Consider the following 25,651-nt stretch of genomic DNA (forward strand, 5'->3'; position numbering starts at 1 on the left):
TATTAAGCGCTATGAGTTTTTTCAAAGCCAGCCAATACAGTGAATAATTGTTCAATTTTTTTAACTAAAGGAATTAGTAATTTCGAATTCTCTTTGTTTGCTTGCCATTGTAATAAATCATCCGCTATCTCTTCGACATAAGGTTGAAAAGTATCAGCTGAGCATGTGAAACCAGCATCTTTTTTAAAAATAGCTTCAAACCCTGCTTTTTTATGTTCACGCAAGTCTGCCAATGTTGCATCAGCGGTTAATGATCTTTTTAGAATCAACGAAATATTTTCAATTAATTGTTGTTCAATCGCTTTAGTAGTCATATTTTTTCTTTATTTGTCTAGTCGAGAGTAATTGCTAATATCAAAAGTTGCTATTAGCAGTCGTTATTAATAGTAATTATGTCAGATTTATTGGTGTTTTGTTAGTTTGACCTGCAATTTCACGTACCAATTTAGGCATTAAAAAGCCGGGTAAACTCGCAAGCATTTCGTTAACTATTTTAACCGCCTTTTTCTCTGTTACATCAAAGTGGGCAGCGCCTTGTACAGGATCAAAAAGGTGAAGATAATAAGGTATGATACCAATATCGAACATTTTTTCACTTAATGCGATTAGCGTATCGCTTTTATCATTGACACCATTGAGTAATACACTTTGATTAAATAAGGGAATGCGAGCTTCACGCAATGGCTCTAGTGCTTGTGCAAAATTATCATCTATTTCATTAGCATGGTTTATATGTAAAACCATAGTTGCTTTTAAGCGGGTACGGATTAATAAATCGACTAAACCCTTAGTAATACGGCTAGGGATAACGACAGGTAATCTTGTATGAATACGCAGACGTTTTACATGCGTTATGGCTTCAATTTGCTCAACTAGCCAAGTTAAGTGAGAATCGTTGGCCATTAAAGGATCGCCACCACTAAAAATGACTTCTGAAATTTCTGAGTGTTCGGCAATATAGATTAATGCTTGCTGCCATCGTTGTTTGTTAGGACTATTTTCTTGATAGGGAAAATGACGGCGAAAGCAATAACGGCAGTTAATGGCGCAACCTGCTCTAACAATCATCAATACCCGATTTTTATACTTATGTAGTAAGCCTTCAGCAACCGTATCGTGTTCTTCTAAAGGATCTGTGCTAAAGCCATCAGACATAATAAACTCATTAGATAACGGCATAACTTGCTTGAGTAAAGGGTCATTAAAATCGCTTTTTTTCATACGACTGATAAAAGGCAAAGGTACTCGAACAGGAAATAATTGTTTGGCGTTGAAATGTTGTAAATACTCAGCACTATTTATATCAAGCAATGTTAAGAGCTTTTCAGGGTCAGTAATGACTTGGCGAAGGTCTTTTTGCCATGAATTTTCATCACAAAGATGCAATTTAGGGTCAATTTGGGTTATTATCTGCGACAATTCTTATTTCAACTTATGATCTTTACCTTAGATGCTGTGTAGTATATTGGGTATGAAGGTAATGGACAATTAATTAAAGAGCACACTTATGGCTAATTTCAGTACTAACCAGTTTAAAGCTGGACTTAAAATCATGCTTGATGGCGAACCATGTAATATTCTTGAAAACGAATTGGTTAAGCCGGGTAAAGGTCAAGCATTCAATCGTGTAAAAATTCGCAAACTAGTATCAGATAAAGTATTAGAGAAAACATTTAAATCAGGTGAGTCGGTTGAAGGCGCTGATGTAATGGATGTTGAACTTGCTTATTTATATGCTGATGGTGAATTTTGGCACTTTATGAATAACGAGACATTCGAACAAATTGCGGCGGATGAAAAAGCTGTATCTGATACAACTAAATGGTTAGTTGAAGGTGATATTTGTACTATTACACTATGGAATAATTCACCTATTTCAGTAACACCTCAAAACTTTGTTGAAATAGACATTACTGAAACTGATCCTGGCTTAAAGGGCGATACTGCAGGCACTGGCGGAAAACCAGCAACGTTATCAACAGGTGCAGTAGTTCGTGTTCCTTTATTTGTACAAATTGGTGAAAAAGTAAGAATAGATACACGTTCAGGAGAATATGTATCACGAGCAACAGCTAAATAATTTAACTAATATAAATGAGTTATCGGCTTGCAGCTGCGTTATTTAAGTAACGAGCACAATATAAATATGAAAAAGTCCAAATAATATTATTTGGACTTTTTTGCTTAGAATTTTTACTAATACTCGGTAGTGATTGGCAGGATTAACGTTTTATCTTTGAAGTAATAATGCTGCAGCACCAAGTAAACCTGGCTGTGGTTCAGTAATAATATAGGTAGGTGTTTGCTTCGGTATATTCGATAAACGTCCTTTTGCTTCAAAACGAGTTCTAAAATCACTGTTTTTAATGAAGTCAATAAAACGTGGTGCAATCCCCCCTGCAATATATACTCCTCCTTGGCAATTTAATGTTAAGGCTAAGTTACCCGCGAAGCTGCCTAAGACTTTACAAAACTGCGTTAATGCTTGTTCACACACCGAACATTTACCAGATACTGCTTGTTGGCTAATTTCAGCAGCGGAAAGGTGCACCTTATCTTGACCGTTAATTGCAATAATTGCTTGATGAATTTGCTCTAAGCCGTAACCAGACAATAACTGTTCATAAGAAACTCGTGCTAAGTTCTTTTTTAAATGTTGTAAAATTTGTATCTCAAGTTCATCAACGGCGGCAAAATCTACATGACCACCTTCACCGCTGAAACAATGCCATTGACTCTTTCCATTTGAGGATATTGGTACTATGTGCGCAACACCTAAACCTGTACCAGGTCCGCATACCGCAATAGGCATTTGAGCTACTGTTGCACCACCGCCAATTTTAACTTTTTGATTATCATTTAATAGCGGAATTGCCATGGCAATAGCTGTATAGTCATTTATCATGGTTAAACTATTTAGGTTAAGCGCTGCTATTAGCTCTTTTTGTGAAAATTCCCACGGTAAATTTGTCATTGAAATAATGTCTTTATCTGTGGGACAAGCAATTGCTAAACAAGCATTTATACAGGTGCCAGCAATATTTTTGTTTTTAATATATAGTGCAATAACATCGATTAAACTCGCAAATTTAGCGCATTGATACGTTTCTATATCTGTATATTGAGATTCACTTTGTGCATTAGCTTGTGCTAAACGAATATTAGTGCCGCCAATATCGGCAATTAAATTAACTATTTTTTTATCATTATTATTCATGTCTACTTTTGCCTAATTATCTATGATTAACGTTAACGGTTGATATATTAATTACCATTAGTGTTTTTCAATGTTTATCGAATAATACCCATTTTAATAAATTTATTTCCTATAAAAGTTTTATTACTGAGTTTAGTACAGGAAATTATAAGACATTTTGCTAACTTTAACGTGTCTAACAAATGAGAATACTATGTTATTGTTTGCGTGACCATGCCTATTTTTGCTGGTATTAGCGTGTAATGTTCCTGATAAAAAATGTACTCATGGTTGGAAGTTTTCGTTGATATATCCAGATAGTTGTTGAAGTAAATTATACTATTTTATAATTGTTGCAACGAATGTATTATTACTGTTAACTTAGGTTAACAGTGTGTTAATCTAAGTTAACTATATTATCAAGTTTATCCAAGGAATTTTTAATTATGAAAGCAAGTATCATTTTATTATCTGTAGCACTAAGTAGCTTAGCCATGCCTGCTTCAGCTATTAAATTACCTGATTCGTTAACAAGTAAGTTATCGGAAAGTAATTCAGCAACTGATATCGCTAAGAATGCTGCTACAGATATGGCAAAAAATGCGTTAACAACTTATGCCGCAACTGAGCTTGGTATGTCTGAAGCAATGGTTAGTGGTGGTTTAGCGTCTATTTTTAAAGTTGCACAAGATAACTTAACAACAGAAAACTTTTCAGAGTTAAGTACAGCGATACCGGATATAAGTAGCTATATCGACCAAGCACCATCATTTTCAACCTCAGCGATTACTTCGTTATTAGGTGATAGTAAAGCGTCTAAAACAGCACAAAGTGCGAGCTATTTAGATTCAGCTTTTGAAAGTTTAGGTATTCCAAAAGAAAGCCTTCCGCTTATGATCAGTACAGTTACTAGTTATTTAGATAGTAACGGTTATGGTAATGCTGCAGGAATATTGAAACAAGGGTTAAACTTTTTATAAGCCTTGTTAATCTTTTTAGTCTACTATTTTAAAATAAAAAACCGATATTTTTGTTAAAGAATATCGGTTTTTTTATATTTTCGTGTTGCTAGTTAGCTACTTTGATTCAACTTGATGAATATGTACATCACGTTGCGGGAATGGAATGTTGATATTAGCGTCATCTAATGCGGAATATATACTCGCATAAGCTTTATATTTTGACTCGTAAAGGTTGATGGTTGGTGTCCATAAACGAATACCTAATGTAATCGCGCTGTCAGAAAATTCATCAATACCTACTTGTAGTTTGTTGCTATCGCCAATGATATCAAGTGACATCATGGTTTTTTTCAGTAATTCTGCAACTTCTAAAGGGTTATGCTCATATGAAATTCCAACTTTTAATTCAAGTAATGAGTCATTTTTGGAGTTATGTAGTATTTCGCCAACAATATGTTTATTCGGTACGGTAATGATCACATCATCTTCATTTTTTAATACAGTATAAGCTAAGAGTACTTCTTCAACGACCCCTGTAACACCGTGCACGGTTATGGTATCACCGACCACGAAAGGTCTAATAATAATAATATTAAAGCCAGCCGCGTAGTTAGCTAGTAAACCTTGTAAAGCTAAGCCAGCACCTAAAGAAACAGCACCAATAGCAGCTACAAATGGCGTCACACTAATACCAAGTTTACTTAAGGCTACAATGGTTATCATTACCACAATTATCATTTTTGAGGTATTAGATAAAAATTGGCTTAGGGTTATATCTAATTTATTTTTAAGACAGAGTTTTAATACCCATTTAGCTATTTTACCCGCAAGGATATAACCAATAATAAAAACAATTAGTGCGCCAATAAGTTGAAAACTGTAATTGGTAAAGAACTCAATAATAATGTTGTATATATTCGCGACTTGATTTATTTCATCTTTTAATAAATTAGTGGGGTTAAGCGCGGTAGTGACTTTTTCTGTCGTGTCAGCAAGTTGAGTGGTAAACACAAATATTCCTTAATATATGATAGAGCAGCAATTTATCTGCATAGTATAAACAGAATAATAACGTATTTTTATATTAAGCTAAAAGAAAAGAACATAAAATTAATTATTTGGAGTAATTAAATAAGCGTAACTTAAGTCATTATTTTGTTAGGGAAGTGCTTGACCATTTCTCGCCTCGAGTAAACGATACCAGTCTATATGACTGTAATCTAATTCCTGTGATTTTTGTGCAACAATGATACGTTCAGCTGTGGTGGAGCCTATAATAGGATAAATACTAGCAGGATGTTTTAATAGCCAAGCTAAAATAAGTTGCCATGGTTGGCAGTTATATTTTAAAGCTTGTTGTGATAATTCAGCTTTGATTCGTTGCTCGTCAGCAGTTGAAAATGTATTTCCCCATGCAGGATAAGCAACACCTCCAAGAGGGCACCATGCAATAGGTGTTATGCCTAATTGTTGGCATTGATCTAAGGTGCCATCTGAAAAACTGCTAATATTATGAATATTGATTTCTATTTGATTCACTAATAAAGGGTCATCTAACGCTGATTGTAATAAAGCTACTTGCGAAGGCGAGAAGTTACTAACACCAAAATGCTTTACTTTACCGCTAGATTTTAATTGGATAAACGTTTCAGCTACATCTTGAGCGTTAAACAAATAATCAGGACGATGTAGTAGAAAGAGATCTAAATAGTCAGTATTAAGGCGTTTTAACGAGTTTTCTACACTGTTCGTAAGATAGTTTGACGAGAAGTCATAACGTTGAGGGTTTCGTCTAATACCTGCCTTTGAAGTGATTATTATATTATTACGTAAGTTTGGCGATTCTTTTAATACCTCGCCAAATAAACTTTCGCATTCACCATCACCATATATATCGGCATGGTCAAAGTGATTGTAGTTATTGTCAATGGCGGTATGAATAGCTAATTTACCTTTTGCACGATCATTAGCTGAGTTGTCACCGGCAATACGCATGCAACCGTAAATAAGACGAGAAGAGCCCGTTGTTGATAATTTTGATATTTGTTGAATTTTCATCTTTATTAGTGGTGAACGTTTGGTGTTAAGTGTAAAAAATATCCCTTACCAGCAAAAGTCAGTTGATAAGTGCTTTCATCGTTTACCAATTGTTTTTCTAATAATCCTTTTTCTACCAATAAGGCAAACATAGTTTTTGAAAGTTCAGTTAATTTGGCCTTAGTATTAATTTCCATCTCAGTCGCTACGCCTTTAAGTGAGTATAATGCTCGAATAATAGCAATTTCAGATTCAGAAATTAGCGGCAGTTGCCCGCTATATGGCGGGTACTGATCTTTAATAAACTTTCCATGGATACTTTTATAGGATGCTTGTATTGCTTGAATATCATCATCTTTATTATCGGTTAATTGAAAAGTATGAAAAACACCCGTCTCTTTAGTTTGATAATCTACTTTAGCGAGAAAAATAGGTAAATTACAGCCTTGAGCAACATGATAAAAACCTGTTTTCCATTTAGTTACCGTGCCACGAGTACCTTCTGGTGTGAAAAGAAAAAATACTCTATTGCCTTTTTGAGAATCAATAAATGCTTTTATTTGATCAACTTGCCCTTGACCTTGTGACGTTCTATTTATTGGCATCGCACCTAACCACATTAATAAGGTGCCTAAAATAGGTGTTTTACATAAACTGTCTTTTATTGAAAAGTAGATTTTTACATCTTGTAATATAGCGGCCCCAAGCGCATAAACAAAATCCCAATTTGACGTGTGCGGTGCAGCTATTGCTACCCCTGCACCTTCTGGCGCTACTTTACATATTTTCCAACCCGCTAATGTAAACCATAATTTAAATAAATATTTTAAAAAGTATTTAGTAAATATGCCGTCAAAAATAGTTTTTTTGCGAATTGATAGGGCTTTGTTAGTCATGGAGTCACATCAGAAGGATGTATGAAAATAGTGAATATTATTATAGCATTGATTTTTTATTTTCTAATAGATTTATGCCACGGTTGAATTTACGATTATTAACACCATATTTAGTGTCTTTATCTATTTACGTTTCATCATTAATCCTTAAGGTATTACCATGACCAATGCAGTAGAAACTAATGCTTTGCATATAAGCTCCCTTGTAAAAACCTATAAAGGCGGTTTTCAAGCGTTAAAAGGGATTGATTTAACGGTTAAACAAGGCGATTTTTTTGCACTACTTGGCCCTAATGGTGCTGGTAAATCTACCACCATAGGTGTGATCACTTCTTTGGTGAATAAAACTCAAGGCCAAGTAAAAGTATATGGGTATGATATAGATACCGACCTAGAAAAAGCAAAGTCATTTATTGGCTTAGTACCGCAAGAATTTAATTTTAACCAGTTTGAGCCACTTATTAATATTTTAGTTAACCAAGCAGGTTATTATGGTGTTGATAAAAAAACGGCTTTAGTTCGTGCTGAAAAATATTTGAAGCAATTAGAATTATGGGATAAACGTAACTCTGCTGGGCGTGAGTTATCTGGCGGTATGAAACGACGATTGATGATTGTTCGTGCTTTAATGCATGAGCCACAAATGCTGATCTTAGATGAGCCAACCGCTGGTGTAGATATAGAAATTCGTCGAGGCATGTGGGATTTCTTGCAGCAACTTAATGAGCAAGGCATTACGATTATTTTAACGACTCATTATTTGGAAGAAGCCGAAAGTTTGTGCCGTAATATCGCGATTATTGATGGTGGAAAAATTGTTGAAAATACCAGTATGAAAAGCTTGTTAGCACAATTAGATGGTGAAACCTTTGTGTTAGATTTACTCCCCTTTAAAAGTGAGATTGCCCTTAACGGTATTAGCTCTCGCAGGATTGATGATAGTACGTTAGAAATTGATTTACAGAAAAAACAAACGTTGAATTCAGTTTTTGAGCAATTATCTGCTCAAAATGTGGAAGTATTAAGTATGCGCAATAAGAGTAATCGATTAGAAGCTTTATTTGTTAACTTAATTACGAATAATAGCACCAAGAAAGAGGCTAAATAACATGAACAACTCTATTGCCTTAAAAAGCATTTTGAATAAAGAAACTCAACGCTTTATGCGTATTTGGGTACAAACTTTAGTACCACCAGCAATCACCATTAGCCTTTATTTTATTATTTTTGGTTCGCTTATAGGATCTCGTATAGGTGATATGGGCGGCGTTGATTATATGTCATTTATTGTACCAGGCTTGATTATGATGAGTGTCATTACAAACTCATATTCGAATGTAGCATCATCTTTTTTTAGTGCTAAATGGCAGCGTAATGTTGAAGAAATGTTAGTCGCTCCTGTACCTAATTGGGTTATTGTCGCTGGATATGTTGGCGGCGGCATGGCTCGTGGCATTTTGGTTGGCTTAATTGTTACCTTAGTATCATTATTATTTGTTGATATACAAATTCACAATGTGTGGGTAATTGTTGCAACGGTTACGCTAACATCGGCAACCTTTGCTTTAGGCGGCTTAATTAATGCTATTTTTGCTAGAACGTTTGATGATATTTCGATTATTCCAACTTTTATTTTAACGCCGTTGACATATCTTGGCGGTGTGTTTTATTCCATTAGTTTACTGCCTGAATTTTGGCAAGGTGTTTCTCAAGTTAACCCCATTGTTTATATGGTAAATGCTTTTAGATATGGATTTTTAGGTGTTACTGATGTGAGCATAGGTACCGCTTTTATGGTCATCGGTTTTTTTATCGTTACTTTATTTGCTATTGCAATGACGTTAATTAATAAAGGTATAGGCTTAAGAAGTTAAAGAGCATAGTTATTATTATGAAAGAAAATACAAAAATAGATGAGCTTGCTGGTGACTCTAAAGCGATTACCACTAATCAAAGTGGTATACATGAAAAGCTTGATGAAGTGGTGCAAAGGCATTTGACTCATCCTTTTCAAAAACCGTATCAAGTTCATACTCAAAAAGCCTTTGATGATATTAATGAACGAGTTAAAGCTTATATTGAAGGTAATCCTGATGGCAAAGTGATTCTTGATTCTTGTTGTGGTGTTGGACAAAGTACGCGTCTACTTGCATCATTAAATCCTGATGCATTAGTGATTGGCGTCGATAAGTCATCGAGTCGTATAGAGCGTAATGTTAAGGGGTTTGATGCTATAAATGGCTATCAAGCAGAGAACTTTCAGTTGGTAAGAGCTGATTTAAATGATTTCTATCGTTTGGTGAAAGTGGCTAATTGGCCTATCAGTAAACATTATATTTTGTATCCTAATCCTTGGCCAAAATCAAAGCATTTGCAACGCCGTTGGCATGGTAGTGCGGTATTTCCAACCTTGATTAGCCTTGGTAAAGAAATTATTTTACGTAGTAATTGGCGATTATATTTAGAAGAGTTCCAACAAGCAGCTAATCATGTGGACTTAATTGGAGATATTTCTGCTTTGGAAATAGATGAGCAACCATTGACTCCATTTGAAGCTAAATATCAAGCAAGTGGTCAAATTTGTTGGCAATTATCTTTTACTCGTTAAGTATTAAAATAACTATTTTATGGCTTTTTTCACTATTATTTTATGTAGCAGATAATCATAATATTTATAATTCCTTTTAAATCAATCGCTTATTTTTATGGCATAACAATTGATTGCTCTTATGAATATAAAGGCATTTTAAGGAAGTGATGATGAAAGCGATGAAAAATAAAATCTTAATGATAATAACGATGTTAGTTATGTTGGTACAGGTTGGATTAATTTATGTGAGTACATTAATTAGTTAACTGGTAATCGCTACTGCTGCTTTGCATTATTCAGAAAAAAGAAGACATTTAGCCATTTTTTTATTAAAGTTCACCACTTAAATATCTATACTTTTGAATGAACTCGTATGACTACGACGCCCAAGCGTACCGCCCAAGCTACACCAGCAGCCTTACATCGGATTTTTACCCTTGCGGAGAAACCCGATTCTACTTTAGGGCGCATTGAGCAAGAAATATCTCAAAACCTGCTCGGCTTTTTGAATAACCATATAGTGGCGAGTAAAAATGCGTTAACGGATATTGAGCAAGATTTTGTCTGCCCGCTTATTCCTGAGCAGCCAGAGTTCGTTTCTGATCATATGCACCACTTATTAGATAAGTTAGTGTCACAATCAGTTCATACTGCTAGTCCGACTTTTATCGGTCATATGACTTCAGCTTTACCTTCTTTTATTTTACCTTTATCTAAGTTGATGGTGGGTCTTAATCAGAACTTAGTAAAAGTAGAAACATCTAAAGCCTTCACGCCGTTAGAGCGACAAGTCGTCGGTATGATGCACAATTTAGTGTACAAAGAAAGTGAAAGCTTTTATCAAGCTTGGATGCATAGCGCAGAACATTCGCTAGGCGCTTTTTGCTCTGGTGGTACTGTTGCTAATATTACAGCACTCTGGGTCGCTCGTAATAAGTTACTTAAGGCTGAGGGTAGTTTTAAAGGAATTACTCGTTCAGGCTTATTTGCAGGCCTACAACATTATGGCTATCAAGGTTTAGTTATTCTTGTCTCAGAACGTGGTCATTATTCTTTGAAAAAGTCGGCCGATATACTCGGTATTGGGCAAGATAGCGTTATTGCCATTGAAACTGATGAAAATAATAAAATAAATTGTCAAAAACTAGCAGAAAAATGCGAAGAACTACAGAAGCTGAATATTAAAGTACTAGCCATCGTTGGTATTGCGGGCACAACTGAAACTGGTAATGTAGATCCTTTAAATGAAATGGCTGCAATTGCTAAACAACACGGATGCTATTTTCATGTGGATGCCGCGTGGGGTGGCGCAACCTTATTATCGAATAAACATCGACATATCCTTGCTGGTATTGAACATGCCGATTCAGTTACGATTGATGCGCATAAGCAAATGTATGTACCTATGGGAGTAGGGATGGTGTTATTTAAAGATCCTTCATCTGTTGAAGAAATCGAACATCATGCGGAGTATATTTTACGAAAAGGTTCAAAAGATTTAGGTAGTCACACCTTAGAAGGCTCTCGGGCAGGAATGGCGATGCTTGTTTATTCAAGCTTACATATTATTAGTCGACCAGGCTATGAAATGTTGATCAATCAGGCCATTGAAAAAGCAGAATATTTTGCCGAGATTATTCATCAGCATGATGACTTCGAATTGATTACAAAACCAGAATTATGTTTATTAACTTATCGTTATGTACCTAAATCAGTACAGCTTTTGCTATCTCAAGTTGATGAAACTAAGCAGAAAGAAATTAATGTTATTTTAGGTGAGCTGACACAGTTTATTCAAAAACGTCAACGTGAAGATGGTCACTCCTTTGTGTCGAGAACGCGTATTCAAGTCGCTCGTTATGGCGGCGAAAAAGTGATTGTTTTCCGTGTTGTCCTAGCTAACCCATTAACAAGAAAAAGCAATTTACGTGATATTCTTGCAGAGCAATGCAAATTGGCGCAAGAAAGTGAAATATTATTACCTAAATTATTTGATTTAGTAAAAGACAACTAATCTCTGGCTTGATATTGATGAGCTGATATCGGTTGTCTTGTTACTGTAAATGATTGTAGTTTTTTTATGATAGTTTAACTGGTAAATTATCAATTAGTCTTGCTTTACCTAAATAGGCCGCAGCTAAAATAACAATATTTTTATCGTTTGGTGAGGCTGGTGCTAATGTTTGTGCATGACATAAATTAATATAGTCAGTTTTTAAGCCAGCTTTATCAAGTTTTTCACTTGCTTGCATTAGCAATACGGCATAGTCTCTAGCTTGATGTCCGGCTTGTAATGCTTCGCTTAACCATAATAAGGTTTTGTATAATACCGGTGCTATTATGAGCTCTTCTGGTGTTAGGTAACCATTGCGTGAACTCATTGCTAGACCAGATTTCTCACGAATTATTTCCACAGGAATAATGTCAACAGGCATAGATAAATCTTCAACCATTGTTTGAATCACTTGCAGTTGTTGATAATCTTTAGAGCCAAAACAGGCAACATCAGGTTGGACTAAATTAAACAGCTTACAAACAACGGTGGCTACGCCACGGAAATGTCCTGGACGGCTGGCACCACAATATAAATCTGAGATATTAGGGACTTCTACATAGCTATTTTCACCAAAACCTTTAGGATAAATAACATCAGCTGTAGGTGTGAACAATAAGTCAGTGTTTACCTTGAGTAAGCTTTCTTTATCTTGTGCCAAAGTTCTAGGATAATTATCAATATCCTCACTTAAACCAAACTGCATAGGATTAACAAAAATACTAACAATGACTTTATCAGCATGTTTATGAGCGGCTTTTACTAAAGCTAGGTGACCGTCATGCAAATTCCCCATTGTTGGTACAAATGCTATTGTTAAACCTTGCATGCGCCACGCTTTGACTTGTTCTCTTAGATCTTTAATATTTTCAACAGTGTTCATGGTATTCTCTTAAATATCAGTATGGAAATTTTGAATTACGCCAACATTTGGATTGTAATTCTTTCGCTTTGATACCTGTCTATATCGACTAGTTATTTAAAAATATGTTCTTCACCTGGAAAATTTCCATTAGATACTTCGCTGATATAAAGCTCAATCGCTTTTTTAATATCGCCAGTTTCTTTGATGAAATTTCGAGAGAATTTAGGCATATAACTACAAGAAATACCTAAAGCATCATGCATAACTAATATTTGTCCATCGGTATCTTTACCTGCTCCAATACCAATAGTGGGAATTGATACAGCTGCAGAAATGGCTTTGCCAAGTGGGGCAGGGATGCATTCTAGTACTAATAATTGTGCACCCGCGGCTTCAAGCGCCAAAGCGTCTTCAATCATTATCTTTGCGTGTTCATCACTACGACCTTGTACTTTAAAGCCACCAAAAACATTGACAGATTGTGGTGTTAAGCCTAAATGAGCACAAACAGGAATACCACGTTCAACTAAAGCTTTTATAGTGCTGGCTAACCAAGTGCCACCTTCCATTTTTACCATACTAGCACCAGCTTGCATTAACTTTGTTGCATTGGTTAATGCTTGCTCTGTGGTGGCGTAGGTCATAAAAGGCATATCACCAATAATAAGTGTATTTTCTGCACCTCGTTTAACACATTCAGTATGGTAAACCATGTGGTCAATAGTGACAGGCAGAGTATCATCTCGTCCTTGAAGGACCATGCCCAATGAATCGCCAATTAAGATAGCGTGAATACCTGCTTGATCGAAAAGCTGAGCAAAACTTGCATCATAAGCGGTGATAGTTGAAATTTTTTCGCCTTGTTGTTTCATTTTTAACAAGGTAGATGTGGTTATTTTAGCCATATAGTTCTCAATTCATCTGTTGAGTTAATTGGTTTGGGTTGTTAGTTAAGCTGAGCCTTGACTCAATCGCGCTACTTTCGCACAAATATTTTTCAACTGCAATGATCCGCTAGTATTCGCTTAGTTTTATCATTGAATTGACAGAAATGTTTTGACTTAGAGAAGATATGTTTTGGCCATTAGGTAATTGTAATAAAGGGGAGATTTCAGCTAATGGTATTAAAACAAATTCACGTTCGGTCATACCATAGTGAGGTATGACTAAGCGTTCAGAATTGATAACTTGATTGCCAAATAACAGGATGTCTAGATCTAAAATGCGGGCACCCCAACGGTTTTCTTTACGTACTCTGCCAAATTCATTTTCAATAGCTTGTAAAGCGTCTAATAATTCAATAGGCGATAGTGACGTTTCAAGGCTTAAAACAGCATTAATATAGTTATCTTGATCTTGAGGGCCCATCGGTTTGCTAAGGTATAAAGAAGAAACCGAAAGAATACTGCTTTGTGTTATTTTTCTAATTGCTTTAATTGCATTTTTAACTTGTTCTATTGGCTCAGATAAATTACTACCTAAGCCAATATAAGCAATAGTTGATGTCGTTGTCATGAGTATTATTAGTCAACAGTAGCTTGGTTAGTCGGTTTACGTCGTTTTCTTGGCGTACGTCTTTTCGCTCCTGATGAGCTTTTGATTCCTTTAACCATTTGTTCTTGAGCTTCATGACTAACATTTTGAAAGTCAGTCCACCATTTTGATAACTCGGTTAAGTGCCCATTGTCTTTTTCAACTTCAGCACGTAACAAGAGAAAGTCGTATCCTGCTCTAAACTTAGGGTGTTCAAAAGTTTTGAATGCTTTTTTACCTTCTCGACGTTCTAATTTCTCTTGTAAAATCCAGATGTCTTTCATGACACTTTGAAAACGCTTAGGAATAGCGATGCTTTGCTGCTGCTCAGGCATTATTTCGCTTAAAGCAGCAAAAAATGCATCTTGAGGTGATAATTGGCGATTAGCATTTATCTGACGAATATAGTTCTGTAATGAATACCAAAGCATGGCTGCAAATAAAAATGCAGGTGTTACACGTTGATCATTATTAATACGGTTATCTGTATTTGTCATTGCTTGAATAATGAAGCGTTCTAGTTGCTCGCTATTGCCTTCTGAGTGATTATCTAATGCTAGATTAACTGCAGGAAAGAAAAAACCAAATAATTGGTATTTACGTAATTGTTTATAGTTAGCAACGGCTTTGCCCGAAATAAACATTTTTAAAAACTCTTCAAACATTCTAGCAGCAGGAATATTTGCCATTAATGGTGCCAGCTCTGTAATTGGTTGCTGAGTTTCTTTAGCTATTTTCATATCTAGCTTAGTGGCAAAACGGATAGCACGAAGCATGCGTACTGGATCTTCTCTGTAACGAGTTTCTGGATCGCCAATTAAACGGATAACTTTGTCTTCTACATCTTTTACACCATTCGCGAAATCTAAGACTTTAAAATCTTTAGATGAGTAATAAAGTGCGTTGATGGTGAAATCTCTACGTTCAGCATCTTCATCAATGGTGCCGTAAATATTGTCACGTAATAACATACCATCATCGTTTTGTTTCGAGGTTTTGGTACTGTCCTTTCCTTTTTGACCTTCACTGTCGTGGTGCCCTCGAAAGGTGGCGACCTCAATGATTTCTCGACCAAAAACAATATGCGCTAGTCGAAACCGGCGACCTATTAAACGACAGTTTCTAAATAAGCCTTTAATTTCGTCAGGCGTAGCATTGGTTGCAATATCAAAGTCTTTAGGTTTTTGACCCAATAAAATATCGCGAACACCACCACCAACAAGATAAGCATCAAAACCGCCTTTGTTTAGCCGATATAATACTTTAAGCGCATTTGGGCTAATTAATTGGCGAGATACTGGATGTTGATCACGTGTAAGTACAATGGGTTGTTCGAGTGTTGTGACGTGATTGTTAACGATAGCTTTTTTACTGGTATTTTTAGTAAAAACCTTTTTACATAAATTAATGACGCGTTTGATAATCGCAAACCTTTTATTAAGAGTAGGAAGTATATGAAAAATTATCTTATTAGATACATGTAATGATATAACAAACTTGTAACAAAGAGAATGAGAAAGCAGCTGTTTTTTATTTACAACTGCTTTAACTATCATATCAATGCTACCTTAAGTGATAATATTAATGCCAAAGGCATAGGCAATAAGGTAGCACTTAGATATTTATTATCGCTATATCAATTACTACATTAATATTATTTGGGTCTACTAATCTCAAAAGGATTATTAATCGTTGCGTATTCAGCACCACCAAGACGAGCTAATGGCTGAATTTTATCGGCATGTACTTTGATTCGTTGCTTTTCATCAACATCAACGACGTTATCATTAATATAGACTTGCTTAACTTCAACAAAAATTAAGCTTTGTGGTACATCACCTAACGGTTTTATTTCATATAACTCACAACCGTAAGCAATGTCGCATTGTGCAATTCTTGGTAGGGAAAAATTAGCAAACTCAGTAGTTTTTATTCCTGCATCAGTAAGCTCCGATTCACCATGCGCTAATGTTTGTGCGGTTTGTGTAACTAAGCTAGCATGTTGTTCTGAAGCAATGTGAATCACGACTTTTTTATTTTTAATAATGTTAGTTAAAGTATCTTTATCATCGCCATTAGGTTTTTTACCTACTGATAACATTAAAATAGGAGGTGCACTAGATACTGCAGTAAAGTAAGAAAAGGGCGCTAGATTAAATGAACCATTACCTGAATCAGTTAAGGCCCACGCAATCGGGCGAGGAATGATGGTTTGTGTCATTAAATGATAGCGTTGGTTTGCGCTGAAAGCTGAAAAGTCAAAATTCATATATGAGTCCATGTTTTTATTAAGGTAAATATTCGTTGTATCAGTTGATAATTATTCGTCATTGTAGTTAAGGTCAATGTTTATTGCTTTGACCTTAGCTACTTTTTCTCTATTCCAGTGTTTAATTGCCCAATTGATAATGTTAGGGACTTGTTCATGAGTTAAATCCGGATCAGGAATTTGTCCTAAAAAATTTAGTGCAGCGATTAATGCTGGTTGAGGATTATTATTATCAATAGCTGTGGCTTTATTTTGCTTGCTAAGTTTAAAGCCTTGCTTAGTTATAGCCAGTGGTATATGCCCGTATTGAGGCGGTTTTTTATTAAGTGTGGCATACAAGGTTAGTTGCCTCGCTGTCGGCTCAAGTAAATCACAGCCTCGAATAACATGACTTATATTTTGGTAAATATCATCGTGAACAACTGCAAGTTGGTAAGCAAATAGATTATCTTTTCGGTGTATTATGAAGTCTTCTTCAGCCAATCTTTTATCACAAGATATATTACCCTGAAAAATATCTTTAAATTGATACAAACCATATTGATTAATAAGGCGAGTAGCACTATTTTCTTTTGCATTGTTTAGGGGACGACAATGCCCTTGATATATACCACCAAGCTTTTTAATTTCATTTCGTGTGCATTGACAATAATAACTTAGGTGTTGTTGCTGTAGTTCATTTAAAATATGCTTATATCGGTTAGTTTGTTGGCTTTGGTAGAGAATATCTTCATCCCAATGTAAGCCAAATGCTTCTAGCGTTTTTAAAATCGCGGTACTAGCGCCAACTTTTTCTCGGGGAGGATCGATGTCTTCTATTCGAACTAACCATTTACCTGGATTACCGTTTGAGTCAACGGATGCTTTAGCATCTAAAAAACTTGCTAATGCGGCGATCAATGAACCAAAGTGTAATAAGCCAGAAGGTGAAGGAGCAAAACGACCACGATAACTATCTTGCGATAATAACGATGGTCGCTTTATATCTTGAGGGTTTTTCTGTAAAGCTTGCAAAACGAATGGCTTAGCCAGCCATTTGACGTTCTTTTATTTCTGCTAGAGTTTTACATTCTATGCAAAGATCAGCAGTAGGTCTTGCTTCTAAACGGCGAATACCGATATCAATACCACAAGACTTACAGAAGCCAAACTCATCTTCTTCTATTAACTGTAACGTTTTCTCAATTTTCTTAATGAGTTTACGTTCACGATCTCGAGTACGTAATTCTAGACTAAACTCTTCTTCTTGTGCTGCTCTATCAACCGGATCAGGGAAGTTTGCGGCTTCATCTTGCATGTGAGTTACGGTACGGTCTACTTCTTCACGTAATTGTACACGCCACGCATCTAAAATCTTTTTAAAATGTACTTTTTGGGGCTCACCCATATATTCTTCATTAGCTTTTTCTTGGTATGGCTCTACGCCTGCTAATGCTAAAATACCTAATGCTTTATTTTTACCTGTTGGCATGCTGAATCTCCTAATACTACAAAGACCAAGGTTGTTTGGCTGTAACACCATTTAACATTTATTCTTGGTTGTAATTGCCAATATCAATGATGTAACTTATTTAATATAGACTTAAAATATCAGGTCTATATTGTATCACACATGATGAAAATCAATGTTTTCGATTAATAAAAGCAAAAATAAAATTATTAACCTTATTTATCAATATGTTGTTTATCAAAAAAGTTTGAATTTAACTTAATGAAAAGCGTCGAACTTAATGTGTTATATATAGTACTTCTTTTTTGCGCAAGCATTATTAGCAAGTTTTACAGGTGTTCGTCAATAACTATTACAGCTTAATAAACATAATTTTTTATTTAATAACCTATAAATTCAGGGCAAATAAATAAACTATAATAATATTGTTCATTTTTTAGTTAATTAAACTATCACTTTGTAATTAGCGGTGGTATAATCTCGCGCCCATTAACTTTGAGTGTTTGACTTCTGTCAGTGCTTTAATGTGTTTGGGAAGTCTTTTTAGGCAGTGACGGGTCAAATTTCTGGCCTTGAATTTTAATTTATCTTAATGATTTATATTTATTTTTCTATATATTGGGAAGTAAGTGGGTTAAAAGATAACAGCGGAGCAAAAATCAATGATCCAAATGCAATCACAGCTTAATGTTGCTGATAACAGTGGCGCTAAGCGTGTTCAATGTATAAAGGTTCTTGGTGGCTCGCACCGTCGCTATGCACGCATTGGTGATATCATCAAAGTTGCCGTAAAGGAAGCAAGTCCTCGCGGTAAAGTAAAAAAAGGTGATGTTCACACTGCGGTAGTGGTGCGCACTAAGAAAGGTGTTCGTCGTACAGATGGTTCTGCTATCCGTTTCGATGAAAACGCGGCTGTAATGCTTAATGCAAGCTTACAACCAATTGGTACTCGTATTTTTGGGCCAGTGACACGTGAACTTCGTAATGAAAAATTTATGAAGATCGTATCATTAGCACCAGAAGTACTATAAGGAGTCACGATAATGGCATCTAAGATTCGTCGTGATGATGAAGTAGTTATACTTGCAGGTAAAGACAAGGGCAAAACTGGTAAAGTTACTAAAGTTCTTGTTGAAAGCGGCAAAGTATTCGTAGAAGGCGTAAACTTAATCAAAAAACACACTAAGCCTGTACCTCAGTTACAGCAGCCTGGTGGGATTATTGAAAAAGAAGCACCTTTACAAGTATCTAACGTAGCTATCCTTAACCCTAAATCGGGCAAGGCTGACCGCGTTGGTTTTAGATTTGAAGACGGCAAAAAAGTACGTTTCTTTAAATCTGATAACGAATTAATTTAATTGGAGTAAACGATGGCGAAACTGCATGATTTTTATAAAGATACAGTTGTAGCTGACCTTCAAGCGAAGTTCGGTTATAAAAGTGTCATGCAAGTCCCTCGGATTGAAAAGATCACCCTTAACATGGGTGTTGGTGAGGCAATTTCTGATAAGAAAGTGCTAGAACACGCCACGAATGATCTTACTGCAATCTCAGGTCAAAAGCCGGTCACGACAGTAGCACGCAAATCAGTTGCGGGCTTCAAAATTCGTGAAGGCTATCCTATAGGCACAAAAGTAACTCTACGCGGCGAGCGTATGTGGGAATTTTTAGAGCGTTTAATCTCTATTTCTATTCCTCGTATCCGTGACTTCCGTGGCTTAAACCCTAAGTCATTTGATGGTCGTGGTAATTACAGCATGGGCGTTCGTGAGCAAATCATCTTCCCTGAAATCAATTATGATAAAATTGATAAAATTCGCGGATTAGATATCACTATTACTACTAGCGCGAAAGATAACGAAGAAGGACATGCATTATTGTCTGCCTTCAACTTCCCGTTCAAGAAGAAGGTGTAGAGTTATGGCTAAATCGTCAATGAAAGCTCGTGAAGATAAAAGAACTAAGTTAGTAGCACAATACGCTGAAAAGCGTGCTGCGTTAAAAGCAATCATCTCTGGTGTTAATTCTTCTGAAGAAGAACGCTGGGATGCTGTATTGAAACTTCAAAGTTTACCTCGTGATTCATCAAGTAGCCGTCAACGTAATCGTTGTAATGTTACTGGACGTCCACATGGTTACTTACGCAAATTTGGTTTAAGCCGTATTAAATTACGCGAAACTATGATGCGTGGTGAAGTTCCAGGTCTTAAGAAAGCTAGTTGGTAATTCACGGGAGTAAATGGTTATGATGACTGATCCTATCGCGGACATGTTTACACGCATCCGCAACGGTCAATCTGCAGCAAAAGTTGCAGTAAAAATGCCATCTTCAAAAGTTAAAGTTGCAATTGCTAACTTACTTAAAGAAGAAGGCTATATTTCAGATTATTCAGTTACTGGTGATGTTAAACCAGAATTAGCTGTAACGTTGAAGTATTTTGAAGGTAAAGAAGTAATTGAAGTGATCAAACGTGTTTCACGTCCTGGTCTTCGTGTATACAAAAACTGTAATGAACTTCCTAAAGTTCTTGCAGGAATGGGTATTGCGATAATTTCGACTTCTAAAGGTTTGATGACGGATCGTGCTGCTCGCTCTGCGGGTATTGGCGGTGAAGTTCTTGGTTTCGTAGAGTAAGGAGAATAATATGTCTCGTGTTGCAAAAGCACCTGTCGATGTTCCTGCTGGCGTTACCGTTACGTTATCAGGTCAAAATATCACAGTTAAAGGTCCAGTAGGTGAATTATCACGTACGATTCATAGTTTTGTTGCGGTTTCTCAAGAAGAGAACCAAATCATTACTAACATCGCATGTGATGAAAGAAATGCATGGGCACAAGCCGGTACTGCTCGCGCTTTAATCAATAATATGGTTGAAGGTGTTAGTAAAGGTTTTGAAAAGAAATTGGTTTTACAGGGTGTTGGTTACCGTGCAAAAGCCGCTGGTAAATCTGTAGATTTATCATTAGGTTTTTCACACCCAATCAATCACGCAATTCCTGATGGAATTACTGTTGAAACTCCTAGCCAAACTGAAATCATACTGAAAGGTTGTGATAAGCATTTAGTTGGTCAAACCGCAGCGAACATTCGTGCATACCGTAAGCCAGAGCCTTATAAAGGTAAAGGTGTACGTTATTCTGATGAACACGTTCGTCGTAAAGAAGCTAAGAAGAAGTAGGGTAATACTATGGATAAGAAAACATCTCGTTTGCGCCGCGCTAAACGCGCACGCGCAAAAATTAGCGAGTTGGGTGCGAATCGTTTAGTTATATTCCGTACTCCTCGTCACATTTACGCTCAATTGATCGCGCCAACTGGCTCTGAGGTTATCGCATCTGCGTCAACTTTAGACAAAGAAGTTAGTGCACAAGTTGAAAACACAGGTAATGTTGCAGCAGCAACTGCAGTAGGTAAAGCAATCGCTGAACGTGCTGTAGCAAAAGGTATCTCTAAGATAGCTTTTGATCGCTCTGGTTTCCTTTATCATGGTCGCGTTAAAGCATTAGCAGAAGCAGCTCGCGAAGCTGGTCTTCAGTTCTAGGGGTTGATAATGGCTAATCATAATCAAGAAAACTCACAACAAAGTGATATGGCTGAAAAGCTAATCGCAGTTAACCGCGTATCTAAAGTGGTTAAAGGTGGTCGTATTTTCAGTTTCACTGCACTAACAGTAGTTGGTGACGGTAATGGTCGTGTTGGTTTTGGCTACGGTAAAGCACGTGAAGTGCCTGCTGCAATCCAAAAAGCAATGGAAAAAGCACACCGTAACATAGTAAACGTTGACCTGAAGGGTACTACTCTTCAGCATGTCATTATTGGCAAGCACTCTGGCTCTAAAGTTTACATGCAACCAGCTTCTGAAGGTACAGGTATCATCGCCGGTGGCGCGATGCGTGCAGTACTTGAAGTTGCAGGCGTTCAGAACGTATTGTCAAAAGCATACGGCTCTACTAACCCAATCAACGTAGTTCGTGCTACTGTTTCTGCTTTGACGAATATGCATTCGCCAGAAAGCATGGCAGCTAAACGCGGCAAAAGCGTTGCAGACATTTTGGGGTAATTGAACATGGCTAAAACAGTTAAAGTAACTCAAATAAAAAGTTCTATCGGTCGTTTACCGAAGCATAGAGCTACATTAAAAGGCCTTGGTCTACGTCGTATCAATCATACAGTTGAGTTAGAAGATACTCCATCTGTACGTGGTATGATTAACAAGGTTATTTACATGATTAAGGTGGAGGATTAATAATGCATTTAAATACTTTATCCCCTGCACCGGGATCTAATAAAACTAAAAAGCGCTGTGGTCGTGGTATTGGTTCAGGTATCGGAAAAACTGGTGGTCGTGGTCACAAAGGTCAGAAGTCACGTTCTGGCGGTAGTGTACGTCCTGGTTTCGAAGGTGGACAAATGCCATTGAAACAACGTTTACCTAAATTTGGTTTTACTTCACGTAAATCTTTAGTTCGCGCTGAAGTTCGTTTACATGAATTAAACCTTATCAAAGGTGATGTTGTTGATATTCACGCGTTAAAAGATGCTGGTCTAATCAACCGTAACATTGAAACAGCAAAAATTATGCTGTCTGGCGAGATTACTCGTAAGATCACTGTTCGCGGTTTAGGCGTAACTAAAGGTGCTCGTGTAGCTATTGAAGCTGCCGGTGGTAACATCGAGGAATAATACAGATTATGGCTACACCAGGAATGGACGCTTCTCAAAAGGGAAGCAAAGGCGCAGGCGGTTTGTCTGAGCTTAAACAAAGATTATGGTTCGTATTCATTGCATTAGTAGTGCTACGCTTAGGATCATTTGTACCAATCCCTGGTATTGACGCCGCTGTATTAGCTCAGTTCTTTGAACAACAAAAGGGCACCATTGTAGAAATGTTTAACATGTTCTCTGGTGGTGCACTTGAGCGAGCCTCGGTATTGGCATTAGGTATTATGCCGTACATCTCGGCTTCAATTATTATGCAACTGTTAACTGTGGTTAGTCCAAAGTTTGCAGAGCTTAAGAAAGAAGGTGAAGCTGGACGTCGTAAAATCAGCCAATACACACGCTACGGCACATTAGTTCTAGCAACAGTACAGTCGATAGCGATTGCAAGAAGTTTACCGGATATGATGCAAGGACTAGTAATTAATGCTGGTTTTAGTTTCTATTTTACTGCAGTAGTTAGTTTGGTTACTGGTACCATGTTTTTAATGTGGTTAGGTGAGCAAATTACTGAACGTGGTATTGGTAATGGTATTTCAATCATTATATTTGCAGGTATTGTTGCTGGCATGCCATCGGCTGTTGGTCAAACAGCTGAGATGGCGCGTCAAGGTGAATTGCACTTATTAGTATTATTGCTTATTGGCGCTGTGGTATTTGCAGTGACTTTCTTAGTAGTGTTTGTAGAGCGTGGTCAACGACGTATTGTTGTTAACTATGCTAAACGTCAGCAGGGCCGTAAGGTTTTTGCGGCGCAAAGCACGCATTTACCATTGAAAGTGAATATGGCGGGTGTAATCCCACCAATTTTCGCCTCTAGCCTTATTTTGTTCCCTGGCACGCTTGCGAGCTGGTTTGGACAAGGTGAAGGCCCTGTAGCTGATTTCTTACAAGGTGTATCTCAGGCGATGTCGCCAGGGCAACCTTTGTATGTATTAATGTTAGCAGCAGCAATTATATTTTTCTGTTTCTTTTACACGGCATTGGTTTTCAATCCACGTGAAACAGCAGATAACTTGAAAAAGTCAGGTGCGTTCATACCAGGGATTCGTCCGGGTGAACAAACGTCCAAATATATAGATAAAGTAATGACTCGTTTAACCCTAGCGGGCGCGTTGTATATTACCTTTGTCTGTTTGGTTCCACAGTTTATGATCATAGCATGGGACGTTCAGTTCTATTTTGGCGGTACATCATTATTGATTATCGTGGTTGTGATTATGGACTTTATGGCACAAGTACAAACACATATGATGTCTCATCAATATGACAATGTACTTAAAAAAGCAAACTTAAAAGGTCACGGTCGTTAGGCCGGGCTATTTTAGTTAACGGAGTATAAAATGAAAGTACGTGCATCCGTAAAAAAGATTTGTCGTAATTGTAAAGTGGTTAAGCGTAAAGGCGTTATACGCGTTCTTTGTTCTGAACCAAAGCACAAACAAAGACAAGGTTAGTCTGTTTATTGACCAGGATTCGTCAAATTTACTTTGTCTAATTCTCAATAATAACTAGTGAAATCTTTTAGCAGTGGCATTGTGCAGATAATTCTGTATAATGCCGCTTCGATTTGCGAAAAACGAGAATGGTTGGGTATCCTAACGGGCTTTCCAACCAATGTAATTTTAATTATTTAAAGGAGATGTGTTAGTGGCCCGTATCGCTGGCATTAACATCCCTGATCGTAAGCATGCAGTAATCGCCATTACTGCGATTTACGGTATCGGCGCTACCCGTGCAAAAGCTATTTGTGCGGCAGCAGGTATCGAAGAATCAACGAAGATCAGTGAATTAGACGAAGCAAAAATTGATTTGCTACGCGCTGAAGTGGATAAATTTACCGTAGAAGGTGATTTACGCCGTGAAGTTTCAATGAACATTAAACGTCTTATGGATTTAGGTTGTTTCCGTGGCATTCGCCACCGTCGCAGTCTTCCTCTACGTGGTCAACGCACTAAAACAAATGCGCGTACCCGTAAAGGTCCTCGTAAGCCAATTAAGAAGTAAGAGGGACTAGACAATGGCTAAAACACCCGTACGTACGCGTAAACGCGTAAAAAAACAAGTTGCTGATGGCATGGCTCATATTCATGCTTCTTTCAACAACACAATCGTGACTCTTACAGATCGTCAAGGTAATGCTTTATCTTGGGCGACTGCAGGTGGTTCAGGTTTCCGTGGTTCACGTAAATCTACCCCTTTTGCTGCGCAAGTAGCTGCAGATCGCGCAGGCGCTACTGCAAAAGAGTTTGGCTTGAAGAATATTGAAGTGTTCGTTAAAGGTCCAGGTCCAGGTCGTGAATCTGCTATCCGTGCCTTAAATGCTGCTGGTTTTAAAATCACCAACATTACTGACGTTACACCTATTCCTCATAATGGTTGTCGTCCTCCTAAGAAACGTCGCGTTTAATCGTTTTTTTAGGATAGTTGGAGAAAGAAAATGGCTAGATATTTAGGTCCTAAGTTAAAACTTAGTCGCCGCGAAGGTACAGATTTGTTCCTTAAAAGCGGTGTTAGAGCAATTGACACTAAATGTAAAATCGAAACAATACCAGGTCAACATGGCGCCCGTCGCGGTCGTTTGTCAGACTACGGTGTTCAACTTCGTGAAAAACAAAAGGTTCGTCGTATTTTTGGCGTACTTGAAAAACAATTCAGTAATTACTACAAAGAAGCAGCACGTTTAAAAGGTAATACAGGTGAAAACTTGTTACAACTTTTAGAAACACGCTTAGATAACGTAGTTTACCGTATGGGCTATGCAAGCACTCGTGCTGAAGCTCGTCAATTAGTTAGCCATAAGGCTATCGTGGTAAACGGCGTAGTAGTAAATATTCCATCTTTCACTGTTAAAGCTGAAGATGTGGTTTCTGTTCGTGAGAAATCTAAAACTCAAGCGCGTATTATTGCCGCTTTAGATTTAGCCGACCAACGTGAAAAACCACTTTGGGTTGAAGTTGATAACAAAAAACTTGAAGGTACGTTCAAACGTGTTCCTGATAGAGCTGACTTATCTGCTGAAATTAATGAACAGTTGATTGTTGAACTTTACTCTAAGTAGTAAAGTTACACTTTAAGAG

The 25,651-nt window shown here is 37.0% G+C and carries 34 protein-coding genes; 21 read left to right on the plus strand and 13 right to left on the minus strand.

What is annotated here, in order from left to right:
* Nucleotides 1-2: 2 nt before the first annotated feature.
* On the minus strand, nucleotides 3-314 hold the full coding sequence (locus Q4503_RS02055) for a hypothetical protein (protein WP_215973132.1): 312 nt from the start codon (nucleotides 312-314) through the stop codon (nucleotides 3-5).
* 76 nt (nucleotides 315-390) lie between these two features.
* The gene (gene epmB / locus Q4503_RS02060) at nucleotides 391-1,419 is read right to left on the minus strand and encodes an EF-P beta-lysylation protein EpmB (RefSeq protein WP_215973133.1); all 1,029 of its coding nucleotides are present in this window, start codon (nucleotides 1,417-1,419) and stop codon (nucleotides 391-393) included.
* Nucleotides 1,420-1,507: 88 nt separating this feature from the next.
* Here epmB and efp point away from each other — a divergent pair, with 88 nt between their 5' ends.
* A complete protein-coding gene (gene efp / locus Q4503_RS02065) occupies nucleotides 1,508-2,080 on the plus strand; it encodes an elongation factor P (protein WP_215973134.1) in 573 nt (190 codons plus the stop codon).
* A gap of 150 nt (nucleotides 2,081-2,230) precedes the next feature.
* On the opposite strand, the gene Q4503_RS02070 is transcribed toward efp, so the two are convergent.
* A complete protein-coding gene (locus Q4503_RS02070) occupies nucleotides 2,231-3,217 on the minus strand; it encodes a glucokinase (RefSeq protein ID WP_215973135.1) in 987 nt (328 codons plus the stop codon).
* 425 nt (nucleotides 3,218-3,642) lie between these two features.
* On the opposite strand from Q4503_RS02070, the gene Q4503_RS02075 reads away from it, so the two are divergent.
* Nucleotides 3,643-4,176, plus strand: a complete 534-nt coding sequence (locus tag Q4503_RS02075; protein WP_215973136.1) for a DUF2780 domain-containing protein — start codon at nucleotides 3,643-3,645, stop codon at nucleotides 4,174-4,176.
* 96 nt (nucleotides 4,177-4,272) lie between these two features.
* Here the strand turns inward: Q4503_RS02075 and Q4503_RS02080 are convergent, their stop codons facing one another.
* The 3 genes from Q4503_RS02080 to Q4503_RS02090 all read right to left on the minus strand — a co-directional run bounded on the left by Q4503_RS02080 (nucleotide 4,273) and on the right by Q4503_RS02090 (nucleotide 7,091).
* The gene (locus tag Q4503_RS02080; protein ID WP_303601266.1) at nucleotides 4,273-5,169 is read right to left on the minus strand and encodes a mechanosensitive ion channel family protein; all 897 of its coding nucleotides are present in this window, start codon (nucleotides 5,167-5,169) and stop codon (nucleotides 4,273-4,275) included.
* A 147-nt stretch (nucleotides 5,170-5,316) separates the two neighbouring features.
* Complete coding sequence (locus Q4503_RS02085) at nucleotides 5,317-6,216, minus strand: aldo/keto reductase family oxidoreductase (RefSeq protein ID WP_215973137.1); 900 nt, start codon at nucleotides 6,214-6,216, stop codon at nucleotides 5,317-5,319.
* Between the two features lie 5 nt (nucleotides 6,217-6,221).
* On the minus strand, nucleotides 6,222-7,091 hold the full coding sequence (locus tag Q4503_RS02090; RefSeq protein WP_215973138.1) for a 1-acyl-sn-glycerol-3-phosphate acyltransferase: 870 nt from the start codon (nucleotides 7,089-7,091) through the stop codon (nucleotides 6,222-6,224).
* A gap of 160 nt (nucleotides 7,092-7,251) precedes the next feature.
* Between Q4503_RS02090 and Q4503_RS02095 the strand changes: the two genes are divergently transcribed.
* From Q4503_RS02095 to panP, 4 genes are all read left to right on the plus strand, one after another.
* Nucleotides 7,252-8,199, plus strand: coding sequence for an ABC transporter ATP-binding protein (locus Q4503_RS02095; protein WP_303601267.1), 948 nt, complete (start codon nucleotides 7,252-7,254; stop codon nucleotides 8,197-8,199).
* Nucleotide 8,200: 1 nt separating this feature from the next.
* Nucleotides 8,201-8,965, plus strand: a complete 765-nt coding sequence (locus Q4503_RS02100) for an ABC transporter permease (protein WP_215973140.1) — start codon at nucleotides 8,201-8,203, stop codon at nucleotides 8,963-8,965.
* Nucleotides 8,966-8,982: 17 nt separating this feature from the next.
* Entirely contained in the window at nucleotides 8,983-9,699 is a 717-nt protein-coding gene (locus Q4503_RS02105) for a tRNA (guanosine(46)-N(7))-methyltransferase TrmB (RefSeq protein ID WP_215973141.1), read from the plus strand.
* A 355-nt stretch (nucleotides 9,700-10,054) separates the two neighbouring features.
* Nucleotides 10,055-11,695, plus strand: a complete 1,641-nt coding sequence (gene panP / locus Q4503_RS02110; RefSeq protein ID WP_215973142.1) for a pyridoxal-dependent aspartate 1-decarboxylase PanP — start codon at nucleotides 10,055-10,057, stop codon at nucleotides 11,693-11,695.
* A 64-nt stretch (nucleotides 11,696-11,759) separates the two neighbouring features.
* On the opposite strand, the gene panC is transcribed toward panP, so the two are convergent.
* The 7 genes from panC to dksA form a co-directional block, all read right to left on the minus strand.
* Nucleotides 11,760-12,617 carry a pantoate--beta-alanine ligase gene (panC, locus tag Q4503_RS02115; protein WP_215973143.1) on the minus strand — a complete coding sequence of 286 codons (858 nt, stop codon included), beginning with the start codon at nucleotides 12,615-12,617 and terminating at the stop codon, nucleotides 11,760-11,762.
* Between the two features lie 92 nt (nucleotides 12,618-12,709).
* Entirely contained in the window at nucleotides 12,710-13,504 is a 795-nt protein-coding gene (panB, locus tag Q4503_RS02120; protein ID WP_215973144.1) for a 3-methyl-2-oxobutanoate hydroxymethyltransferase, read from the minus strand.
* A gap of 109 nt (nucleotides 13,505-13,613) precedes the next feature.
* A complete protein-coding gene (gene folK, locus Q4503_RS02125) occupies nucleotides 13,614-14,114 on the minus strand; it encodes a 2-amino-4-hydroxy-6-hydroxymethyldihydropteridine diphosphokinase (RefSeq protein WP_215973145.1) in 501 nt (166 codons plus the stop codon).
* A gap of 8 nt (nucleotides 14,115-14,122) precedes the next feature.
* Complete coding sequence (pcnB, locus tag Q4503_RS02130) at nucleotides 14,123-15,688, minus strand: polynucleotide adenylyltransferase PcnB (RefSeq protein WP_303601268.1); 1,566 nt, start codon at nucleotides 15,686-15,688, stop codon at nucleotides 14,123-14,125.
* Nucleotides 15,689-15,786: 98 nt separating this feature from the next.
* A complete protein-coding gene (locus Q4503_RS02135; protein ID WP_303601269.1) occupies nucleotides 15,787-16,401 on the minus strand; it encodes a flavin reductase family protein in 615 nt (204 codons plus the stop codon).
* 51 nt (nucleotides 16,402-16,452) lie between these two features.
* A complete protein-coding gene (gluQRS, locus tag Q4503_RS02140; RefSeq protein ID WP_303601270.1) occupies nucleotides 16,453-17,415 on the minus strand; it encodes a tRNA glutamyl-Q(34) synthetase GluQRS in 963 nt (320 codons plus the stop codon).
* Between the two features lie 10 nt (nucleotides 17,416-17,425).
* Nucleotides 17,426-17,872 carry an RNA polymerase-binding protein DksA gene (gene dksA / locus Q4503_RS02145; RefSeq protein WP_159817693.1) on the minus strand — a complete coding sequence of 149 codons (447 nt, stop codon included), beginning with the start codon at nucleotides 17,870-17,872 and terminating at the stop codon, nucleotides 17,426-17,428.
* Between the two features lie 641 nt (nucleotides 17,873-18,513).
* Between dksA and rplN the strand changes: the two genes are divergently transcribed.
* The 15 genes from rplN (at nucleotide 18,514) to rpsD (ending at nucleotide 25,632) form a co-directional block, all read left to right on the plus strand.
* The gene (gene rplN, locus Q4503_RS02150; protein WP_159817695.1) at nucleotides 18,514-18,882 is read left to right on the plus strand and encodes a 50S ribosomal protein L14; all 369 of its coding nucleotides are present in this window, start codon (nucleotides 18,514-18,516) and stop codon (nucleotides 18,880-18,882) included.
* Between the two features lie 12 nt (nucleotides 18,883-18,894).
* Nucleotides 18,895-19,209: a 50S ribosomal protein L24 gene (gene rplX, locus Q4503_RS02155; protein ID WP_159817697.1), complete on the plus strand. Its 315-nt coding sequence runs from the start codon at nucleotides 18,895-18,897 to the stop codon at nucleotides 19,207-19,209.
* Nucleotides 19,210-19,221: 12 nt separating this feature from the next.
* Nucleotides 19,222-19,767, plus strand: coding sequence for a 50S ribosomal protein L5 (gene rplE, locus Q4503_RS02160; RefSeq protein WP_215973149.1), 546 nt, complete (start codon nucleotides 19,222-19,224; stop codon nucleotides 19,765-19,767).
* Nucleotides 19,768-19,771: 4 nt separating this feature from the next.
* A complete protein-coding gene (gene rpsN / locus Q4503_RS02165) occupies nucleotides 19,772-20,077 on the plus strand; it encodes a 30S ribosomal protein S14 (RefSeq protein WP_215973150.1) in 306 nt (101 codons plus the stop codon).
* A gap of 13 nt (nucleotides 20,078-20,090) precedes the next feature.
* A complete protein-coding gene (gene rpsH / locus Q4503_RS02170) occupies nucleotides 20,091-20,486 on the plus strand; it encodes a 30S ribosomal protein S8 (RefSeq protein ID WP_215973151.1) in 396 nt (131 codons plus the stop codon).
* A 10-nt stretch (nucleotides 20,487-20,496) separates the two neighbouring features.
* The gene (gene rplF, locus Q4503_RS02175) at nucleotides 20,497-21,030 is read left to right on the plus strand and encodes a 50S ribosomal protein L6 (RefSeq protein ID WP_215973152.1); all 534 of its coding nucleotides are present in this window, start codon (nucleotides 20,497-20,499) and stop codon (nucleotides 21,028-21,030) included.
* A 9-nt stretch (nucleotides 21,031-21,039) separates the two neighbouring features.
* On the plus strand, nucleotides 21,040-21,393 hold the full coding sequence (rplR, locus tag Q4503_RS02180; RefSeq protein WP_215973153.1) for a 50S ribosomal protein L18: 354 nt from the start codon (nucleotides 21,040-21,042) through the stop codon (nucleotides 21,391-21,393).
* Between the two features lie 9 nt (nucleotides 21,394-21,402).
* Entirely contained in the window at nucleotides 21,403-21,912 is a 510-nt protein-coding gene (gene rpsE, locus Q4503_RS02185) for a 30S ribosomal protein S5 (protein WP_215973154.1), read from the plus strand.
* Between the two features lie 6 nt (nucleotides 21,913-21,918).
* Nucleotides 21,919-22,098, plus strand: a complete 180-nt coding sequence (gene rpmD, locus Q4503_RS02190) for a 50S ribosomal protein L30 (protein ID WP_215973155.1) — start codon at nucleotides 21,919-21,921, stop codon at nucleotides 22,096-22,098.
* 2 nt (nucleotides 22,099-22,100) lie between these two features.
* Entirely contained in the window at nucleotides 22,101-22,535 is a 435-nt protein-coding gene (gene rplO / locus Q4503_RS02195; protein ID WP_215973156.1) for a 50S ribosomal protein L15, read from the plus strand.
* Nucleotides 22,536-22,543: 8 nt separating this feature from the next.
* Nucleotides 22,544-23,884 carry a preprotein translocase subunit SecY gene (secY, locus tag Q4503_RS02200; protein ID WP_215973157.1) on the plus strand — a complete coding sequence of 447 codons (1,341 nt, stop codon included), beginning with the start codon at nucleotides 22,544-22,546 and terminating at the stop codon, nucleotides 23,882-23,884.
* A 30-nt stretch (nucleotides 23,885-23,914) separates the two neighbouring features.
* Nucleotides 23,915-24,028 carry a 50S ribosomal protein L36 gene (gene rpmJ, locus Q4503_RS02205; protein WP_130603190.1) on the plus strand — a complete coding sequence of 38 codons (114 nt, stop codon included), beginning with the start codon at nucleotides 23,915-23,917 and terminating at the stop codon, nucleotides 24,026-24,028.
* A gap of 193 nt (nucleotides 24,029-24,221) precedes the next feature.
* Nucleotides 24,222-24,578, plus strand: a complete 357-nt coding sequence (gene rpsM, locus Q4503_RS02210; protein ID WP_159817717.1) for a 30S ribosomal protein S13 — start codon at nucleotides 24,222-24,224, stop codon at nucleotides 24,576-24,578.
* 13 nt (nucleotides 24,579-24,591) lie between these two features.
* Nucleotides 24,592-24,981, plus strand: coding sequence for a 30S ribosomal protein S11 (gene rpsK, locus Q4503_RS02215; RefSeq protein WP_159817719.1), 390 nt, complete (start codon nucleotides 24,592-24,594; stop codon nucleotides 24,979-24,981).
* 30 nt (nucleotides 24,982-25,011) lie between these two features.
* Nucleotides 25,012-25,632, plus strand: a complete 621-nt coding sequence (gene rpsD / locus Q4503_RS02220; RefSeq protein WP_159817721.1) for a 30S ribosomal protein S4 — start codon at nucleotides 25,012-25,014, stop codon at nucleotides 25,630-25,632.
* Nucleotides 25,633-25,651 lie beyond the last annotated feature (19 nt).

The sequence above is a fragment of the Colwellia sp. 6_MG-2023 genome (assembly GCF_030547765.1).
GTDB lineage: Bacteria > Pseudomonadota > Gammaproteobacteria > Enterobacterales > Alteromonadaceae > Colwellia.

Excerpts from the sequence above, each read along its gene's own strand:
- dksA (WP_159817693.1), bottom strand. The coding sequence starts at position 17,872 with ATGCCAACAGGTAAAAATAAAGCATTAGGTATTTTAGCATTAGCAGGC.
- Q4503_RS02105 (WP_215973141.1), top strand. The coding sequence starts at position 8,983 with ATGAAAGAAAATACAAAAATAGATGAGCTTGCTGGTGACTCTAAAGCG.
- rpmJ (WP_130603190.1), top strand. The coding sequence starts at position 23,915 with ATGAAAGTACGTGCATCCGTAAAAAAGATTTGTCGTAATTGTAAAGTG.
- Q4503_RS02070 (WP_215973135.1), bottom strand. The coding sequence starts at position 3,217 with ATGAATAATAATGATAAAAAAATAGTTAATTTAATTGCCGATATTGGC.
- rplE (WP_215973149.1), top strand. The coding sequence starts at position 19,222 with ATGGCGAAACTGCATGATTTTTATAAAGATACAGTTGTAGCTGACCTT.
- Q4503_RS02090 (WP_215973138.1), bottom strand. The coding sequence starts at position 7,091 with ATGACTAACAAAGCCCTATCAATTCGCAAAAAAACTATTTTTGACGGC.
- efp (WP_215973134.1), top strand. The coding sequence starts at position 1,508 with ATGGCTAATTTCAGTACTAACCAGTTTAAAGCTGGACTTAAAATCATG.
- rpsE (WP_215973154.1), top strand. The coding sequence starts at position 21,403 with ATGGCTAATCATAATCAAGAAAACTCACAACAAAGTGATATGGCTGAA.
- Q4503_RS02085 (WP_215973137.1), bottom strand. The coding sequence starts at position 6,216 with ATGAAAATTCAACAAATATCAAAATTATCAACAACGGGCTCTTCTCGT.
- rpsN (WP_215973150.1), top strand. The coding sequence starts at position 19,772 with ATGGCTAAATCGTCAATGAAAGCTCGTGAAGATAAAAGAACTAAGTTA.
- panC (WP_215973143.1), bottom strand. The coding sequence starts at position 12,617 with ATGAACACTGTTGAAAATATTAAAGATCTAAGAGAACAAGTCAAAGCG.
- rplN (WP_159817695.1), top strand. The coding sequence starts at position 18,514 with ATGATCCAAATGCAATCACAGCTTAATGTTGCTGATAACAGTGGCGCT.
- rpmD (WP_215973155.1), top strand. The coding sequence starts at position 21,919 with ATGGCTAAAACAGTTAAAGTAACTCAAATAAAAAGTTCTATCGGTCGT.
- rpsK (WP_159817719.1), top strand. The coding sequence starts at position 24,592 with ATGGCTAAAACACCCGTACGTACGCGTAAACGCGTAAAAAAACAAGTT.
- rpsD (WP_159817721.1), top strand. The coding sequence starts at position 25,012 with ATGGCTAGATATTTAGGTCCTAAGTTAAAACTTAGTCGCCGCGAAGGT.
- rplF (WP_215973152.1), top strand. The coding sequence starts at position 20,497 with ATGTCTCGTGTTGCAAAAGCACCTGTCGATGTTCCTGCTGGCGTTACC.
- Q4503_RS02075 (WP_215973136.1), top strand. The coding sequence starts at position 3,643 with ATGAAAGCAAGTATCATTTTATTATCTGTAGCACTAAGTAGCTTAGCC.
- rplX (WP_159817697.1), top strand. The coding sequence starts at position 18,895 with ATGGCATCTAAGATTCGTCGTGATGATGAAGTAGTTATACTTGCAGGT.
- Q4503_RS02095 (WP_303601267.1), top strand. The coding sequence starts at position 7,252 with ATGACCAATGCAGTAGAAACTAATGCTTTGCATATAAGCTCCCTTGTA.
- panP (WP_215973142.1), top strand. The coding sequence starts at position 10,055 with ATGACTACGACGCCCAAGCGTACCGCCCAAGCTACACCAGCAGCCTTA.
- rplO (WP_215973156.1), top strand. The coding sequence starts at position 22,101 with ATGCATTTAAATACTTTATCCCCTGCACCGGGATCTAATAAAACTAAA.
- Q4503_RS02100 (WP_215973140.1), top strand. The coding sequence starts at position 8,201 with ATGAACAACTCTATTGCCTTAAAAAGCATTTTGAATAAAGAAACTCAA.
- rplR (WP_215973153.1), top strand. The coding sequence starts at position 21,040 with ATGGATAAGAAAACATCTCGTTTGCGCCGCGCTAAACGCGCACGCGCA.
- secY (WP_215973157.1), top strand. The coding sequence starts at position 22,544 with ATGGCTACACCAGGAATGGACGCTTCTCAAAAGGGAAGCAAAGGCGCA.
- rpsH (WP_215973151.1), top strand. The coding sequence starts at position 20,091 with ATGGTTATGATGACTGATCCTATCGCGGACATGTTTACACGCATCCGC.
- Q4503_RS02055 (WP_215973132.1), bottom strand. The coding sequence starts at position 314 with ATGACTACTAAAGCGATTGAACAACAATTAATTGAAAATATTTCGTTG.
- Q4503_RS02135 (WP_303601269.1), bottom strand. The coding sequence starts at position 16,401 with ATGAATTTTGACTTTTCAGCTTTCAGCGCAAACCAACGCTATCATTTA.
- panB (WP_215973144.1), bottom strand. The coding sequence starts at position 13,504 with ATGGCTAAAATAACCACATCTACCTTGTTAAAAATGAAACAACAAGGC.
- pcnB (WP_303601268.1), bottom strand. The coding sequence starts at position 15,688 with ATGATAGTTAAAGCAGTTGTAAATAAAAAACAGCTGCTTTCTCATTCT.
- folK (WP_215973145.1), bottom strand. The coding sequence starts at position 14,114 with ATGACAACGACATCAACTATTGCTTATATTGGCTTAGGTAGTAATTTA.